Annotated in this window: 14 protein-coding genes; 4 read left to right on the top strand and 10 right to left on the bottom strand. The window is 46.5% G+C overall.

Annotated features, from left to right (window positions below):
• Nucleotides 1–1,218, bottom strand: a complete 1,218-nt coding sequence (locus tag ACNA7P_RS04170; RefSeq protein ID WP_416257358.1) for an acyl-CoA dehydrogenase family protein — start codon at nt 1,216–1,218, stop codon at nt 1–3.
• An 80-nt stretch (nt 1,219–1,298) separates the two neighbouring features.
• Here ACNA7P_RS04170 and ACNA7P_RS04165 point away from each other — a divergent pair, with 80 nt between their 5' ends.
• A complete protein-coding gene (locus ACNA7P_RS04165) occupies nt 1,299–2,231 on the top strand; it encodes a LysR family transcriptional regulator (protein ID WP_416257357.1) in 933 nt (310 codons plus the stop codon).
• A gap of 124 nt (nt 2,232–2,355) precedes the next feature.
• Here the strand turns inward: ACNA7P_RS04165 and sucD are convergent, their stop codons facing one another.
• The 8 genes from sucD to sdhC all read right to left on the bottom strand — a co-directional run bounded on the left by sucD (nt 2,356) and on the right by sdhC (nt 12,314).
• Entirely contained in the window at nt 2,356–3,228 is an 873-nt protein-coding gene (gene sucD, locus ACNA7P_RS04160) for a succinate--CoA ligase subunit alpha (RefSeq protein WP_416257356.1), read from the bottom strand.
• A complete protein-coding gene (sucC, locus tag ACNA7P_RS04155; protein WP_416257355.1) occupies nt 3,228–4,397 on the bottom strand; it encodes an ADP-forming succinate--CoA ligase subunit beta in 1,170 nt (389 codons plus the stop codon). The genes sucD and sucC overlap by 1 nt, the downstream gene beginning before the upstream one ends.
• 131 nt (nt 4,398–4,528) lie before the next feature.
• Nucleotides 4,529–6,142, bottom strand: coding sequence for a 2-oxoglutarate dehydrogenase complex dihydrolipoyllysine-residue succinyltransferase (odhB, locus tag ACNA7P_RS04150; protein ID WP_416257354.1), 1,614 nt, complete (start codon nt 6,140–6,142; stop codon nt 4,529–4,531).
• A 16-nt stretch (nt 6,143–6,158) separates the two neighbouring features.
• Nucleotides 6,159–8,966 carry a 2-oxoglutarate dehydrogenase E1 component gene (locus ACNA7P_RS04145; protein ID WP_416257353.1) on the bottom strand — a complete coding sequence of 936 codons (2,808 nt, stop codon included), beginning with the start codon at nt 8,964–8,966 and terminating at the stop codon, nt 6,159–6,161.
• A 142-nt stretch (nt 8,967–9,108) separates the two neighbouring features.
• Nucleotides 9,109–9,822 carry a succinate dehydrogenase iron-sulfur subunit gene (locus ACNA7P_RS04140; protein ID WP_416257352.1) on the bottom strand — a complete coding sequence of 238 codons (714 nt, stop codon included), beginning with the start codon at nt 9,820–9,822 and terminating at the stop codon, nt 9,109–9,111.
• Between the two features lie 11 nt (nt 9,823–9,833).
• On the bottom strand, nt 9,834–11,594 hold the full coding sequence (gene sdhA / locus ACNA7P_RS04135) for a succinate dehydrogenase flavoprotein subunit (protein ID WP_416257351.1): 1,761 nt from the start codon (nt 11,592–11,594) through the stop codon (nt 9,834–9,836).
• Nucleotides 11,595–11,598: 4 nt separating this feature from the next.
• Entirely contained in the window at nt 11,599–11,946 is a 348-nt protein-coding gene (gene sdhD / locus ACNA7P_RS04130) for a succinate dehydrogenase, hydrophobic membrane anchor protein (protein ID WP_416257350.1), read from the bottom strand.
• The gene (gene sdhC, locus ACNA7P_RS04125) at nt 11,940–12,314 is read right to left on the bottom strand and encodes a succinate dehydrogenase, cytochrome b556 subunit (RefSeq protein WP_416257349.1); all 375 of its coding nucleotides are present in this window, start codon (nt 12,312–12,314) and stop codon (nt 11,940–11,942) included. The genes sdhD and sdhC overlap by 7 nt, the downstream gene beginning before the upstream one ends.
• A 292-nt stretch (nt 12,315–12,606) precedes the next feature.
• On the opposite strand from sdhC, the gene ACNA7P_RS04120 reads away from it, so the two are divergent.
• A complete protein-coding gene (locus ACNA7P_RS04120) occupies nt 12,607–13,887 on the top strand; it encodes a citrate synthase (protein WP_416257348.1) in 1,281 nt (426 codons plus the stop codon).
• Nucleotides 13,888–14,081: 194 nt separating this feature from the next.
• A complete protein-coding gene (locus ACNA7P_RS04115; RefSeq protein ID WP_416257347.1) occupies nt 14,082–14,945 on the top strand; it encodes a homoserine O-acetyltransferase/O-succinyltransferase family protein in 864 nt (287 codons plus the stop codon).
• Nucleotides 14,946–15,026: 81 nt separating this feature from the next.
• Here the strand turns inward: ACNA7P_RS04115 and ACNA7P_RS04110 are convergent, their stop codons facing one another.
• Nucleotides 15,027–16,307: an O-acetylhomoserine aminocarboxypropyltransferase/cysteine synthase family protein gene (locus ACNA7P_RS04110; RefSeq protein WP_416257346.1), complete on the bottom strand. Its 1,281-nt coding sequence runs from the start codon at nt 16,305–16,307 to the stop codon at nt 15,027–15,029.
• Between the two features lie 280 nt (nt 16,308–16,587).
• Between ACNA7P_RS04110 and ACNA7P_RS04105 the strand changes: the two genes are divergently transcribed.
• Nucleotides 16,588–17,703 (top strand): efflux RND transporter periplasmic adaptor subunit, encoded by a 1,116-nt coding sequence (locus ACNA7P_RS04105; RefSeq protein ID WP_416257345.1) that lies wholly within the window; start codon nt 16,588–16,590, stop codon nt 17,701–17,703.

Here is a 17,703-nt window from a genome sequence, read left to right as displayed (position 1 = left end):
CTATCGATATTTCTTCATTTCTTGGCGTAACACCATGGCTTGGTGAACTTCATCGGGCCCATCCGCTAAGCGCAGCGCTCGTGCCATGGCATAAAACCCGGTAAGTACATAATCATGGCTTAAGCCACCACCACCATGCACTTGAATAGCATCATCCACTACGTTTTGCAGCACCGTAGGCACTACCGCTTTAATACCCGCAATTTCACTGGCGGCAGCGCGCACACCTTGATGATCAATTACTGATGCCGTGTACATGGTATACAGGCGTGCTTGATCAATTGCCATACGATGTTTGGCAATCCGCGTGGCGTTGTCGCCTAATTGCAACAATGGTTTACCAAATGCTACACGGTGCATAGCACGGTTAATCATCATTTCTAATGAGCGCTCCGCTGCGCCTAATGCGCGCATACAATGGTGAATTCTACCTGGCCCTAAACGGCCTTGGGCAATAGCGAAACCAGCTCCCAGCTTACCAATTACGTTCCCTTTTGGCACTCTTACGCCATTAAAGCTTACTTCCCCATGGCCATAAGGCGCATCGTAATCCCCAAATACCGGTAGCATGCGTTCAATGGTAACGCCTTCGGCATCTAGTGGCACCAAAACCATAGAATGGCGTTGATGTTTATCCGCATCAGGATCAGTTAACCCCATTACAATCGCCACTTTCGCGTTCGGGTGGCCAAGCCCAGTACTCCACCATTTACGGCCCGTAATTACTACATCATCACCATCAGCAATAATCCGTGTTTCCATATTGGTGGCATCCGAAGACGCAACTTGTGGCTCGGTCATGCCAAACACCGAACGAATTTCCCCACGCAGTAACGGTTCTAACCATTCTTTCTTCTGCGCATCGGAACCGTAATGGTAAAGCACTTCCATATTGCCGGTATCAGGCGCATTACAATTAAAGATCTCTGGCGCAATAATACTGCGCCCCATTTGTTCTGCTAATGGAGCGTACTCACTGGTTGATAACCCCTGCCCTAAGCGGGCATCCGGCAAAAATAGATTCCATAAGCCTGCCGCTTGGGCCTGTTTTTTTAAGTTCGCGAGTTGCTCGGGTACCTGCCATTCACGCCAGTTGCCATGCGCGTGCTTACTGTTAATTTCAGCCAATATCTCCGCTTCCACCGGATACACATGTTCAGCCATGAAGGCTTTTACACGACCTAAATACTGTTGAGCATTTTCTGATAATCCAAACATGGCAATTCTCCAAAATAATAGTGGCTACATCCTACGAAGTTTCTTAACATGAATGAAGTGAAAGTTATTAAAGGTATAACATGAATAAAATTCATTCTAATCAGCATACTGCAAACCATAGCAAGGTTGATCTCAACCTTTTGCGGGTATTAGTAGCAATTTATCGTGAACGGCAGTTAGGGCGTGCTGCAGCAGAGCTTGCACTCACCCCCTCCGCTATTAGCCATGCCTTACGGCGCTTGCGTGATACCTTCGATGATCAGCTATTCGTGCGCAACGGGCGCTATCAACAGCCAACAGCCTTATGTGAAAAATTGGTACCAGAACTCAATGAAGTGTTAGCGCGCATGCAAGGGTTAGTAAGCCGAGGCCGTAATTTCAGCCCTACAACAACCCAACGTACCTTTCGAATAGGTATGCCCGAAGCGTTAGAGGCCGAGCTGTTTCCGCGTATTTATAAACGGTTGCAGCAGGCAGCACCGCAGGCCAAGCTGGAAAGCATTGCCGTGCCGCATACACAAATTAGTGATTATCTGTTGAATCGCAAAGCCGATGTGGTGATTGATGTAGCAATGGCTATGAGCAGCCCCATTCAGCAACAGCCCTTTTTACAAGAACCATTTGCCGTACTAAGCCGAGCCAACGAGCAACAGCAACTTACTCGTGAACGCTATTTAGCAAGCTCTCACCTAGCGGTGTCTACCCGCGCACGCGGCTCTGTGCTTGAAGATATGTTGCTACGGGAATTGGGTGTAGAGCGGCACATACTCGCGCGGGTGCAAAGTTACCAAACTGCAGCACAACTAGTAACTGCCACCGGAGCGTTACTTACGTTACCTGCACGTATCGCGCAGCGCTTGGTTACGCAATATTCTCTGCGTAGTTGGCCAATGCCCATCGCCGTGCCAGCAACGCGCTTGCAGGTATATTGGCACGCAGCGTATGAAAATGATCCTGCATTAACTTGGCTACTGAAAAATTTGCAAACCGTTATCGAAATATCTACCGAGTAATACTAAGCAAAAATAACAACTACAGCTCCGCCGTGCCCAGAGCACCCATAAAAAAACGCTGCTCATGCAGCGTTTTTTTATGGGTGTACCTTGGCAAAGTTATTGGGTTCGCTAGAAAAACGAATTACCAACCTGTTTTTTCGCGCAATGCTTTACCAATATCGGCAAGGCTACGCACAGTTTTAACACCAGCAGCTTCAAGTGCTGCGAATTTCTCGTCTGCAGTACCTTTACCGCCAGAAATAATCGCACCAGCATGGCCCATGCGCTTACCTGGAGGAGCAGTAACACCAGCAATGTAAGAAACCACAGGCTTGGTTACATTCGCTTTAATGTATTCCGCTGCTTCTTCTTCAGCAGTACCACCAATTTCACCGATCATTACGATGGCTTCAGTAGCTGGATCTTTTTCGAACATCTCGAGAATATCGATAAAGTTAGAACCAGGAATTGGATCTCCACCAATACCAACACAGCTTGATTGGCCAAAGCCTTCATCTGTAGTTTGCTTCACTGCTTCGTAAGTAAGAGTACCAGAACGTGAAACGATACCTACTTTACCTGGCTTATGAATGTGGCCTGGCATAATACCAATCTTACATTCGCCTGGCGTGATAACACCTGGGCAGTTCGGGCCGATCATGCGAACGCCTTTGTGCGTTAGGTATTCTTTCACGTACAGCATATCAATAGTTGGAATGCCTTCGGTAATACATACAATCAGTTCAATACCTGCATCAGCAGCTTCAATGATTGAATCTTTACAGAAAGGAGCTGGTACGTAGATAACTGATGCAGTTGCACCGGTTTGCGCTACCGCTTCTTTAACGGTGTTAAATACAGGTAAACCTAGGTGCGTTTGGCCACCTTTACCTGGAGTTACGCCGCCAACCATTTTCGTTCCGTAAGCAATTGCTTGCTCTGAGTGGAACGTGCCTTGGCCGCCAGTGAAACCCTGACAGATTACTTTGGTGTCTTTATTAATCAGGATGCTCATTATTGACCTCCAGCTGCTGCAGCTACAACTTTCTGAGCTGCGTCAGATAAGCTGGTAGCAGCTTCAATGTTCAAACCGCTTTCCGCTAGCTTTTGCGTACCAAGTTCAGCGTTGTTACCTTCAAGGCGCACAACAACTGGTACTTTAACGCCAACTTCTTCAACAGCACCAATGATACCTTCAGCGATCATATCGCAACGCACGATACCACCGAAGATGTTCACAAATACGGCTTTCACACTCTTATCAGATAAAATGATCTTGAATGCTTCAGAAACGCGCTCTTTTGTAGCTCCGCCACCAACATCTAGGAAGTTAGCAGGCTCGCCACCGCTTAGCTTAACGATATCCATGGTACCCATTGCTAGGCCAGCACCGTTTACCATGCAACCAATGTTGCCATCAAGCGCAACATAGTTCAGTTCAAATTTTGCAGCATGCGCTTCGCGCGCATCTTCTTGCGAAGGATCGTGCATTTCTTTGATTTTTGGCTGGCGATAAATCGCATTGCTATCGATATTGATTTTGCCATCTAGGCAATGCAAGTTGCCTTCATCGGTAATTACCAATGGGTTGATTTCTAATAGCGCAAAATCATACTGTTCAAACATTTTTGCCAAGCCCAGGAAGATTTTAGTGAATTGCTTCACTTGCTCTGGGTTCAGGCCTAGTTGGAATCCTAAATCGCGGCCTTGATAAGGCTGTGCACCAACCGTTGGGTCGATAATCGCTTTCAGAATTTTCTCTGGCGTTTCTTCAGCAACCGTTTCAATTTCCACGCCGCCTTCTGTAGAGGCCATGAAAACAATTTTACGCGTTGCACGGTCTACTACTGCACCAAGATAAAGCTCTTTGTCGATATCGGTGAGGCTTTCAACCAAGATTTTCGCTACTGGCTGACCATTCGCATCTGTTTGATAAGTAACTAAGTTTTTGCCAACCCAGTTATCTGCGAAAGCACGAACTTCATCAAGTGATGATACAAGTTTCACACCGCCCGCTTTACCGCGGCCACCAGCGTGAACCTGACATTTCACTACCCACTTGTCGCCGCCAATTTTCTTGGCTGCTTCTACGGCTTCATCAGCAGTGTCTACCGCGTATCCATCAGATACTGGTAATCCAAACTCTCTGAAAAGCTGTTTTGCTTGATACTCATGCAAATTCATGATGCTTATTCCGTTTGTTCATTCAAAACGAAAGCAGCCGAGGCTGCTTACCCGAATATTCGCGCGGGATTATACGTTTATCTCGCGCAAAATGACAGCGGCAGCACTAAATTGGCCGCCGCTGAGAAGCTTTAGATATCCAACAACAAACGTTGCGGATCTTCCAGCAGGTTTTTCACGGTAACCAAGAAGCCTACCGATTCTTTGCCATCAATGATTCTGTGATCGTAAGACATCGCCAGATACATCATAGGCAGAATTTCTACCTTGCCATCCACCGCCATTGGCCGATCTTGGATTTTGTGCATTCCCAAAATAGCGCTTTGCGGCGGGTTCAAGATAGGAGTTGAAAGGAGAGAACCAAACACACCACCATTGGTGATGGTGAAGTTACCACCTTGCATTTCGTCCATTGTTAATTTGCCATCACGGCCTTTGATTGCTAGCTCTTTGATGCCAGCCTCAATTTCCGCCAAGCTCAATTTATCGCAATCACGTAATACTGGCGTAACCAAGCCGCGCGGCGTTGATACAGCAATGCTTACATCGAAGTAGTTGTGATAAACGATATCTTCACCATCAATCGATGCATTCACTTCTGGGAAGCGTTTCAGTGCTTCAACTACAGCTTTAACGTAAAACGACATAAAGCCCAAACGAATGCCATGGCGCTCTTCAAACTCTTTCTGATACGTTTTCCGGATGTCCATGATTGGTTTCATGTTTACTTCGTTAAACGTAGTTAGCATTGCCGTAGAGTTTTTCGCTTCCAGTAAACGTTTCGCGATAGTTTTGCGCAAGCGCGTCATCGGTACCCGTTTCTGGGTGCGATCGCCGCTTACCGCAGCAGGCTTGCTTGCAGATCCGCTTGCAGATTTGCTTTCAGATTTCTTCTCAGTAGATGATTTCACGTGCTTCTCTACATCTTCTTTAGTTATCCGGCCATCTTTGCCTGAGCCTTTCACATCGCTTGCTTTGATATCGTGTTCGGCAAGTAATCTACGCACTGAAGGGCTTACTGCATCGGCATCTTTGTCAGAATCACTGGCTTCTTTATCCGAGCTTTCAGCTTTTGGCGCTGGTTTGCTGCCACTAGCACCTTTCACGATCTTACCAATCACTTCTTTAGCGCTCACATTAGCGCCTTCATCATGAATAATTTCGCTAAGTTCGCCGTCTGCTTCTGCAACCACTTCTAGTACTACTTTGTCAGTTTCAATGTCTACTAGATTCTGATCGCGGCTCACTTTATCGCCAGCTTTCACATGCCATGTTGCAATAGTGGCTTCTGAAACTGATTCAGGTAACTCTGGTACCTTCACTTCAATTTCTTCACCGCTAGCATCTGCTTTGTCAGCATCATCGCTCTCTTCTGCGTTATCTTTGCCTGCAGAATCATCTTTGTCTGCAGATTTCTTCTCTTCTTTCTCTGCAGATGAAGATTCTTCTTTTTTCTCTGATTTATCGTCGTCTTGCGAAGAATCATCAGCAGAATCTGCACTTGCGTCGCCTTCTTCAATGCTGCCGATTACTTCTTTGCTTTTTACTGTTGCACCTTCATCAGCATCAATCTTACCGATTACGCCATCAGCCTCGGCTACAACTTCCAAAACAACTTTGTCGGTTTCAATATCAACCAGGTTTTGATCGCGGCTAACTTTATCGCCCTCTTTAACGTGCCAAGTTGCGATGGTGCCGTCTGCTACGGATTCCGGTAATTCTGGTACTTTGATTTCAATCGCCATGATGTGATCTCACCTGTTAAATACTTAACGCTTCGTTAATGAGTTTTTCTTGCTGCTCTTTATGCACCGATGCGTAACCTACCGCTGGTGATGAAGATGCTGCACGGCCTGCATATACTAGTTTGGCATCATCTGGAATAGAGGCCCTGAAATGATGTTGGCTACAATACCAGGCGCCTTGGTTCTGCGGTTCTTCTTGGCACCACACGAAATCTTTCACGTGCGCATACTCTTTAAGAACATCAGCCATTTCTTCATGTGGGAATGGATACAATTGCTCTACCCGAATAATCGCCACATCGTTCTGTTCACGCTCGCGGCGCGCGTTCAATAAATCGTAGTAAACTTTACCACTACAGAACACCACGCGTTTCACTTTTTTCGCATCAAGCTTATCAATTTCTCCAATAACGTTCTGGAATCTACCGATAGTTAAATCATCTAAACTTGAAATTGCATCTGGATGGCGCAATAACGATTTCGGAGTCATTACAATCAATGGCCGGCGAACCGGACGTAATTGTTGGCGCCGAAGCATATTAAACACCTGCGCTGGTGTAGTAGGAATGCACACACTCCAGTTGTGATCTGCTGATAATTGCAAGAACCGTTCTAACCGCGCTGAGCTATGCTCTGGGCCTTGGCCTTCATAACCATGCGGCAGTAGCAGAGTTAAACCGCATAAACGGCCCCATTTCTGCTCACCCGAGCTCAAGAACTGATCGATTACAACCTGAGCGCCGTTGGCGAAATCACCAAATTGCGCTTCCCAAATCACCATCGTGTTCGGTTCAGCTGTTGCATAGCCATATTCAAACGCCATTACTGCTTCTTCTGAAAGCACTGAATCGTAAATTTCGATAGGTGCTTGTTTTTCATCAATTGCAGTAAGTGGCATGAACGTTGCTGCATCTTTTTGATTATGCAGAACTGCGTGGCGGTGGAAGAATGTGCCGCGGCCACAATCTTGCCCGGTCATGCGAATACGATATCCATGCTTCACTAACGAAGCATAAGCCATCATTTCTGCCATACCCCAATCAAGATCGCGCTCGCCTTTAGCCATCTTCGCACGTTCTTCGTAAACCTTGCCTACACGTGAGTTCAGTTTGAAGCCATCTGGCACCTTACTTACTTTCTCACCAAGATCTTGCAACTCTTTCTTATTAATCGCGGAATCGTACGCAACATCCCACTCGTTACCGATATATGGAGACCAATCTACAGAATGGTTCTTCATTGGCCGCCACTCATCTACTACGCAATCGCCTTTATCTAGCGCATCACGGAAATCGGCTACCATTTTTTTCACGCTGTCTTCATCAACAACCTTTTCTTCTAATAAGCGCTGCGCATATATATCGCGTGGCACAGGGTGCTGCTTAATTTTCTGGTACATCAACGGCTGCGTTGCATTTGGCTCATCAGCTTCGTTATGGCCATGGCGGCGATAACATACCAAATCAATTACTACATCACGCTTGAACGTATTGCGGTAATCTACTGCTAACTGCGCAACAAACAATACAGCTTCTGGATCATCCGCATTCACATGGAAAATCGGCGCCTGCACCATCTTCGCGATATCGGTACAATATTGTGTAGAACGCGCATCTTCCTGCTTAGACGTTGTAAAACCAACTTGGTTGTTAACAACAATGCGAATACTTCCGCCCACTTGATAGGCGCGAGTTTTCGATAAGTTAAAGGTTTCTTGTACAACCCCTTGGCCAGCGATTGCTGCATCACCATGAATAGTAATCGGTAATGCTTGGCTGCCATCTTTGCAATCCCGGCGGTCCATGCGTGCACGTACCGAGCCAATAACTACTGGGTTTACAATTTCTAAGTGTGATGGGTTAAACGCAAGCGCTAAGTGTACATTGCCGCCATCGGTTTCAAAATCAGATGAAAAGCCCATGTGATACTTCACATCACCTGCTTTATCGGTGGTGTTTTTGCCAGCGAACTCATCAAACAACTGTTGTGGCGCTTTACCCAGTACGTTAATCAAAAGGTTTAAGCGGCCACGGTGGGCCATACCGATCACTACTTCTTTTGCGCCTTGGTTACCAGCGCGGCGAATTAGTGATTTCACTAATGGCACCAATGCATCACCACCCTCGAGCGAGAAGCGTTTTGCACCTGGGAATTTTGAACCTAGATACTTTTCAAGGCCATCAGCAGCAACTAACTCTTTAAGGATTTTCTTGCGATCTTCTTCTGAGAATTTTGGCTTTCCAAGCTGCGATTCTAAACGCTGCTGAATCCAACGTTTTTCCTCGGTATCTACGATATGCATATACTCAGCCCCCACTGAACCACAATAAATGGCCTCAAGTGCTTGCTGAATATCTTTTAATTTGGCGGTTTCTTTGCCAATCACTAATGAGCCAACATTGAACTCGGTGTCCATGTCATCTTTGGTGAGGCTATGAAACTGAGGGTCTAAATCTTGTACCGTTTCCTGCTTCCACAATCCGAGCGGATCAAGATTGGCGTGTTGATGGCCACGAAAACGGTAAGCATTAATTAGCTGCAACACACGAACTTGCTTTTCAGCGAGCTCGGAATTGAATGAACCATTACCGCCGGTTTGCTTCAGCTTTTGCTTGGCCGCTTCGCGGAACTGCTCACGCACTTCACTGTGTTTAACATCGGTTGCAGAACCTTCTCTAGGCAGGCTATTAAATAGCTCTCGCCATTCGGCAGGTACTGCTCCAGGGTTATCAAGATACAGCTCAAACAGCTCTTCTATATAAGCTGCGTTACCCCCAGAAAATTGGGAGGATTCAATCCAGGCTTGCATTGCGCCTTCTTGCATTGCTTTTCCTTTCACTGGTTTGGACTGCGAAAAAACAGCAGATACGCGTTAATAAAAAAGTTATTTAAAAAAATAGCCATCCGTAGCGGGATGGCTATTCAAACAACTACACCACTACTATACCAGAAGCTCAGCGGTTTCGCTAAACCGCACGGCTCAATAGCATGGATTTAATGTGTCCGATAGCCTTCGTTGGGTTCAAGCCTTTCGGGCAAACGTTTACGCAGTTCATAATTCCATGACAACGGAAAACACTGAACGCATCGTCTAACTCGTCTAGCCGTTCCTCGGTGGCTGTGTCACGGCTATCAATCAAGAAACGATAAGCGTGCAGCAAACCTGCAGGACCAACAAATTTATCTGGATTCCACCAGAATGAAGGGCAAGAAGTAGAACAGCATGCACAAAGAATACACTCGTACAAACCATCTAACTTCGCGCGGTCTTCTTGTGATTGTAAACGCTCTCGTGCTGGTGGCGTTTTCTCATCATTGATAAGGAACGGCTTAATACGCTCATATTGCTTATAGAACTGCGTCATATCCACGATTAAATCGCGCACTACTGGCAATCCTGGCAATGGGCGAATAACCACCGTGTTGCCTTTCAACGAGGAAATTGGCGTAATACATCCAAGGCCATTCTTGCCATTGATGTTAAAGCCATCAGAACCACAAACACCTTCACGGCACGAACGGCGGAAAGACAGCGTAGGATCCTGTTCTTTCAATGCCAACAGTGCATCAAGCACCATCATATCGCGGCCTTCTTCAACTTCCAGCTCGTAATCCTGCATCCGTGGCTTCTTATCCACGTCTGGGTTGTAACGATAGATGGAAAACTTCAACTTCTTCATCGTTATCCCTCTTAGTATGTGCGCGCTTTCGGCGGGAACGCTTCACGGAGTTTCGGGGCCATGTTTACTTCACGAGTAACCATAGAGTTATCTTCTGGGCGATAAACGGTGTGGCATAGCCACTTGTCATCATCACGCTCAGGGAAATCTGCGCGGCTGTGGGCACCACGGCTTTCGGTACGGAAGTTCGCCGAAATCGCAGTTGAGTACGCAGTTTCCATTAAATTATCAAGCTCTAAACACTCAATGCGTTGGGTGTTGAAATCAGTGCTGGTATCGTCCAAACGCGCATTATCGAGGCGCTCACGAATTTCCTGCAGCTCTTTCATACCCTCAGCCATTGCATCACCTTCACGGAATACCGAAAAGTTGAGTTGCATACAGTTCTGCAAATCTTTGCGGATTTGGAACGGGTCTTCACCCTTCTGTGTAGTATTCCAACGGTTAACTCGTGCTAATGCCGCATCAATATCATCTTGCGATGCATCACGCGCTTCCGTATTGGCTGCCAACGATTCTTCCAAATGCAAGCCTGTTGCGCGGCCAAATACCACCAAATCAAGCAATGAGTTACCACCCAAGCGGTTAGCACCATGCACCGATACGCAAGCGATTTCACCACAGGCAAACAAGCCCTGAATTGGTGTTGCTTTACCGTTATCGTCTACTGATAAACAACGGCCATGAACATCGGTAGGAATACCACCCATCATATAATGGCAAGTTGGAATTACTGGAATTGGTTCTTCTGCGGGATCTACGTGAGCGAAAGTTTTCGCCAAATCACAAACACCTGGTAAGCGTGATTCTAGTGTTTCGCGGCCTAAGTGATCGAGCTTCAGCTTAATGTGCGGACCCCAAGGACCATCACAGCCGCGGCCTTCGCGAATTTCGGTCATCATCGCCCGGGCCACAACATCGCGGCCTGCTAAATCTTTAGCATTCGGTGCGTAGCGTTCCATGAAACGCTCACCGTCTTTATTCAGCAGATAACCACCTTCGCCTCGGCACCCTTCTGTTACCAAAGAGCCAGCGCCGGCAATACCAGTTGGGTGGAACTGCCACATTTCCATATCTTGTACTGGTACGCCAGCGCGTAATGCCATACCAATACCATCACCCGTGTTAATGTGGGCGTTCGTAGTAGAGGCATAAATGCGCCCTGCACCGCCGGTAGCTAAAATCACCGCTTTCGCTTTGATATAGAACATTTCGCCGGTTTCAATCTCGATTGCGGTTACACCAGTAACTGCACCATCTTGATTCTTCACGATATCAAGCGCATACCACTCGGAAAGCACGGTTGTTTTGTTTTTTACGTTTTGCTGATAAAGCAAATGTAATAGCGCATGGCCTGTACGGTCTGCCGCTGCTGCTGTACGCGCTGCCTGCTCACCACCAAAGCTTTTTGATTGGCCGCCGAAAGGACGCTGATATACGCGACCATCTTCAAAGCGCGAGAACGGTAAACCCATGTTCTCCATTTCCAAAATCGCTTCTGGGCCGGTTTTACACATGTATTCGATTGCGTCTTGGTCACCAATGTAATCCGAACCTTTTACGGTATCGAACATGTGCCATTCCCAATTATCTTCGTGAGCATTACCTAAAGCTACGGTAATACCACCTTGCGCAGATACTGTGTGTGAGCGCGTTGGAAATACTTTCGACATCAGCGCACAGCTCATGCCATTTTCAGAAATTTGCAAAGCAGCGCGCATACCCGCGCCACCAGCACCGATTACTACTGCATCAAATTGAAGTTCTTTCATGTTGTTAAATACCCCACAATACGAACAAACCGGTGAACCAGTACACGAGCAATGCAAGCACAACAATGTATTGAATAACGCCGCGTAATAAAGATTTTTTCACATAATCGGTAAGCACTTGCCAAATACCAATCCAACCGTGAATCAGCAGGCCGGTAAGTGTAAGTAATGTGAAGATTTTCATGCTGAGGTGGCTGTATAGCGTAATCCACTCGTTGTAACCAAAGCCAGGATTACACACTAACCATACCACTAAGAAAATAGTGTAGGCAGCCATTACCACAGCTGCTGCGCGCAGCAGTATAAAATCATGCGTGCCGCTACGGCCAAATGTAGATGCTATTTTTACCATAACCATACTCCTGCTAATACTGCGAGGATAACACCGCCAACAATCGCAGCGATTGCAGTAGTTCTACCTGATTCTTTTTCTTCACCAAAGCCAAGATCCATGAAAATATGGCGAATACCGGCTAGCAAGTGGTAGCCCAACGCAGCAAGGAAGCCCCAAACTAGAAATTTCACCACAGGGTGTTGGAAAATAGCTTGTGCTTCGGCAAAGCCTTGCGGAGAGCTAAGTGATTTGGCGAGCAACCACACCAGTAAACCCACGAGCACAAGCATGATCACACCAGACACACGGTGTAAAATCGATGATAATGCTGCGGGGGGTAAACTTATGGTGCTCAGATCTAAATTAACAGGTCTTTGTTTTTTCACAACTGTTTGCCTTATCTGAAAACATTGTTGAAATTTGTGCTTGCAAGTATATCTAGCGAGATACACAATTACAATTACTCCCTGCGCCTAAATCTGGTTCAATTTATCTCGCAATCCCAATAGAAATCGGCTTCGGCTATAAATCGATGATTGCTTTTAGACTAAAGTAGTAAATTGCTTTTGCGCAGCATCCATTATTGTACTCCTTACGTAAAATTGACAAAACCCCCTTAGATCAAGTAAAACTAGCGCACTTTTTTCGCTAATTCGCACAGAATACAAGGAGATTTCCATGGCTGAGCGTAAAGCCACAATCCAAATCGATGGCAACAGTATCGAGCTGCCGGTGCTTACAGGCACCGCCGGTCACGATGTAATAGATGTACGGACCTTAGGCAAGCACGGCTACTTCACTTTCGACCCTGGCTTCCTCGCTACCGGCTCTTGTGAATCAAAGATTACCTACATTGATGGTGAAAACGGGGTGCTATTGCATCGCGGTTACCCAATCGATCAACTTGCAACTGAAGCTGATTATCTTGAAGTTTGTTACATGCTCATTCACGGCGAAGCGCCGAATACTGAGCAATATAACGAATTTAAAGAAACCATTACCAACCACACCATGGTGCATCAAGGCCTGCATGGCTTTTTCGGTGGTTTCCGTAGAGACGCACACCCAATGGCAATGCTATGCGCAGTAACCGGCGCTTTATCTTCGTTCTATCACGATGATTTAAATATTGCTGATCCTGAGCAACGAGTACGCAGTGCTTATCGGTTAATTGCGAAAATCCCAACGATTGCAGCAATGTGCTACAAGCACAATGTTGGCCAGCCGTTCGTGTACCCGAAGAACAGCTTAAGCTTCTCCGAAAACTTCTTAAATATGATGTTCTCTGTACCTGCGGAAGATTACGAAGTAAGCCCTGTGATTGCTAAAGCAATGGATCGTATCTTTACCTTGCATGCAGACCATGAGCAAAACGCTTCAACTTCAACCGTGCGTTTAGCCGGCTCTTCAGGTGCCAACCCTTATGCATGTATCGCAGCGGGCGTGGCATCATTATGGGGCCCGGCTCACGGCGGTGCTAACGAAGCATGCTTGAAGATGCTAGCTGAAATTGGTTCAGTAGACCGCATTCCAGAGTTTATCAAGAAAGCGAAAGATAAAAACGACCCGTTCCGCTTAATGGGCTTCGGACATCGTGTGTATAAAAACTTTGACCCGCGTGCCAAAGTTATGCGCGACACCTGTCATGAAGTGTTGAGCGAACTCAACATTCAAGATCCGTTGCTAGATGTTGCTATGGAGCTCGAGCGCATTGCATTAGAAGACCCATACTTCGTAGAGAAGAAACTCTATCCAAACGTAGATTTCTACTCTGGCATTATCTTGAAAGCAATTGGTATTCCTACCAACATGTTCACGGTGATTTTCGCGCTATCGCGTACCGTTGGTTGGATTTCTCATTGGCACGAAATGCTCAGCGAAGCGAGCCAGAAAATTGGCCGACCTCGTCAGTTATATACTGGTGAAGCGCAACGCGATTTCAGCCCAATCAAAAAGTAACAGTAAATATGTTCACAAGCCGCTCAAGCTCTTAACTTGAGCGGCTTTTTTATGCCTAACGTACCGGAAATAAGAATTTTTACGCAAGAATACTTTTAGTTAAGGTAACTGTTCTTTAAGATAGTGCGTGCACGGATGCAGATAATAAATATATCAGCCCATATATTCATGCTCGATCTTATTTAGGAATGCTTATGCCGGTGCTTCTCCATAGCCCTTTACCTGCCATCGAAGAACTCCAACAGGAGGGCTGTGCGATCAAGTATGCGCCTGGCTTGCAGGGGAAAATGCGCGTAGGTATTGTGAATTTAATGCCCAACCACATGGATACCGAACGCCAATGGCTGCGCTTGCTGGCGAAAATACCACTGTTAACTGAAGTACACTTTATTCGCTTACATTCTTGGCTACCAAAATCAGCTTCAGTAAACCATCTACAACAACATTACCAAACCCTAGATCAAAGCTCTGATTTTGATGCGTTAATTGTTACCGGTGCACCACTCGGCACGAAAGAATACGAAGATGTTCCCTACTGGAGCGAGTTGCGCGAGCTGTTCGATATGGCTAATTATTATGCGAACACCACCTTGTACTCTTGCTGGGCGGCCAATGCCGCGTTGTATCATTTCTATAATATTCCGCGCAGGCAACGCGCCCGTAAGGTAAGTGGTATATATGAGCATCGTATTCTTCGCCAACACGAGATGGTAAAAAACATGCAGATTGGCGTGCAATTTCCGCATTCACGTTATGCGGAAGCACGCCAATCGGTACTATTTGCTCATCCTGAGGTACGAGTAGTGATGCAAGCGCCAAATGCCGGCGCCTTTTTAGCAGCCGACGATTTGCGGCGCCGCGCCTTTATTTTTGGCCATCCAGAATATGAAGCCGATACTCTACAAAAAGAATTCAAACGAGATTTCGATGCGGGTAAAGATCCGCACCCACCAGAATACTACTTTGTGGATACCGAAACCTTTGCGTTACCAAAGCCAATGTGGCAAGAAAGTGGTGCTGTTTTACTAAAAAACTGGCTAAATCTGTGGGCGCGTTAAAATATATAGTACGCGATAGTAAAACAAACAAAGGCGCCCAGGCACCTTTGTTTGTTTTATGCAACTTATGGTTTGCAGTAACTAAGTACGTTGGCTTATTTGCAGAGCTTGCTCAAGATCTAGCAAAATATCATCAATATGCTCAATCCCAACTGAAAGACGCACTAAATCTGTACTTACGCCAGCCCGTTGCAACTCTTCCGGCGATAGCTGCCGATGAGTGGTAGAGGCTGGATGGCAGGCTAACGATTTCGCATCACCAATATTTACTAAGCGCAAGAATAATTGTAATGCATCAATAAACTTCACCGCCGCCGCATAGCCACCTTTTACGCCAAAGCTAAGAATTCCTGATGCTTTACCTTGGGTAATTTTCTGCGCTAATGCATGATAGTGATCACCAGGTAACCCGGCATAATTCACCCATTCAACCGCTGGATGTTGATGCAAATATTCGGCAACTTTCTGCGCATTTTCGCAATGCCGCTCAATACGAAGTGCCAAGGTTTCTAAACCTTGCAAGAAATTAAACGCGCTTTGGGCCGAAAGCGCAGCACCGGTATTACGTAGCGGCACTACGCGTGCGCGGCCAATAAAGGCTGCTGGGCCTAGCGCTTCGGTATATACCACGCCATGATAGGAAGGATCTGGCTTATTCAGTTGCGGAAAACGCTCTGGTTGCGCAGCCCAATCAAATTTACCGCTATCAATAATAATACCGCCAATAGTGGTACCATGTCCGCCTATATATTTAGTAAGGGCGTGCACCACAATATCAGCGCCCTGCTCTATTGGCCGACAAAGAATTGGCGTAGGCACCGTATTATCCACTACCAGCGGAATGCCATGTGCATGAGCAACATCGGCAAGCTTTTGAATATCTACAATATTACCCGCTGGATTACCAATTGATTCACAAAACAGCAGCTTCGTGCGCTCATCAATCAGCGCCGCAATGCCTGCTAAATCATCCTCATCAGCAAAGCGCACATCAATTCCTTGCTGCGGCAGTGAGTGGGCAAAAAAGTTATAGGTACCCCCATACAGTTTGCTGATGCTCACAATATTATCGCCTGCTGCGGTAATGGTTTGAATCGCGTAATTAATAGCGGCCATGCCCGAGGCAACAGCTAACGCGCCAACACCGCCTTCAATAGCTGCTAAACGCTGCTCCAACACCGCATTTGTGGGATTCATAATGCGCGAATAAATATTTCCTTCCACCTTCAAATCAAATAGATCAGCACCATGCTGAGTATCTCGAAAGGTGAAAGAGGTGGTTTGGTAAATGGGTACAGCTGCGGCTCGCGTAGTTTCTTCCGCAGTATAACCATGATGTAGAGCAAGAGTTTCGAGGCGCATGGCATCTCCTTAACAGGATAAACAAATTAGATAAAAACACGATAACGGAACTCTACACGTTTAGACGGCTAAATGTCTACAGCTAATTATAATAATTTGGGCGCAAAAAGTAAGCACTATGGCGAGAATAGTGGTGGAATTCACTAACTTGCAGCAAATTCCATGTAGAATTCACCAACTTCGCTAGCGCTGAAATACAAAAGCAAGCCACTAATGTGTTATTTTTCATTATCTTACATTTATTGGCACGCTTTTCGCATATTCTTAAGGAACTAAGCTAGTGTTCAATCAAATAATGGAAAATATTATGCACAGCGGCAATTTTAGAACTCATCCAAAAACGTTATTACTCGCCATCTTCACCACTTTCGTGTTGGCAACTACCCTTTCTGGTTGTGGCAACGTGAATCCCAGCGAAGTAGCAGCCAAGCCCGATGAAACCGAGCGCGGTGTGCCGGTAGAAACGGTACGCGTAGGAAAAGGCACCGTGCGTGCGAGTTTCCAAGCCAGCACTATTCTTGAAGCAGAAGAGGAAACCGATGTTATCGCTCGCGTAAGCGGTATTGTGGAAGATATCCTGGTAGAAGAAGGCGATTATGTAGAGCAAGGCCAACCGCTGGCTCGTTTAGAATCATCCCGTTATCGCTTGAGCCGCGAGCAAATTGCTGCCGAGCTGCGTGGGGTTAGCCAAGAGCTTACCCGTATGCGCCAACTTGCCGGCCAGCAAATGGTAAGTACCGAGCAGCTTGAGCGGCTGCAATCACGCCACGATGCGCTTTCTGCTCAGCTCCAAATTGCCGAGCTAGATTATGCCGAAGCGGTAATTCGGGCGCCTATTTCCGGCCATATTTCTGAGCGCTATGTGAAAACAGGCAACATGATTCAGGCCTACCAACAGAAATCACTATTCCATATTGTGAATGCCAACACCTTGCGCGCCACGGTGAACTTGCCCGAGCATGCGCTGCGCAATATTGAAGTTGGCCAGCAAGCTGATTTACAACTGCAAGCCAGCGGTGCTAACGAGCATATTACTGCTGCAGTAGCTCGCGTAAGTACCGTAGTAGATGCCTCGTCTGGCACTTTCCGCGTGGTACTTTCGGTACCAAATGAAAACCATGCCCTGCGTTCTGGCATGTTTGCTCGCGTAAATCTGCATTACGCTCAAAAGCATGATGCTGTGCGTATTCCGCATCACGCTATCGTGCGGGTAGATCAAAGTAATTATGTATTTGTGGTGCATGAAAACAAAGCCCAACGCGTGCCTGTTAGCACCGGTATTCGTGAAAATGGTTGGGTTGAGGTAACCGTAGGATTAGCAGAGCATGCACTACTGATCGTTACCGGCCAAAACACGCTTCGTAACAACGCACTCGTAGAAGTTGTTGAGCTGTAA

Origin of the sequence: Aliidiomarina sp., from assembly GCF_047920995.1 — a bacterium.
Classification (GTDB): Bacteria; Pseudomonadota; Gammaproteobacteria; order Enterobacterales; family Alteromonadaceae; genus Aliidiomarina.
The sequence above is the reverse complement of the archived record's forward strand: the minus strand, read 5'-3'. Positions and strand labels throughout refer to the sequence as shown.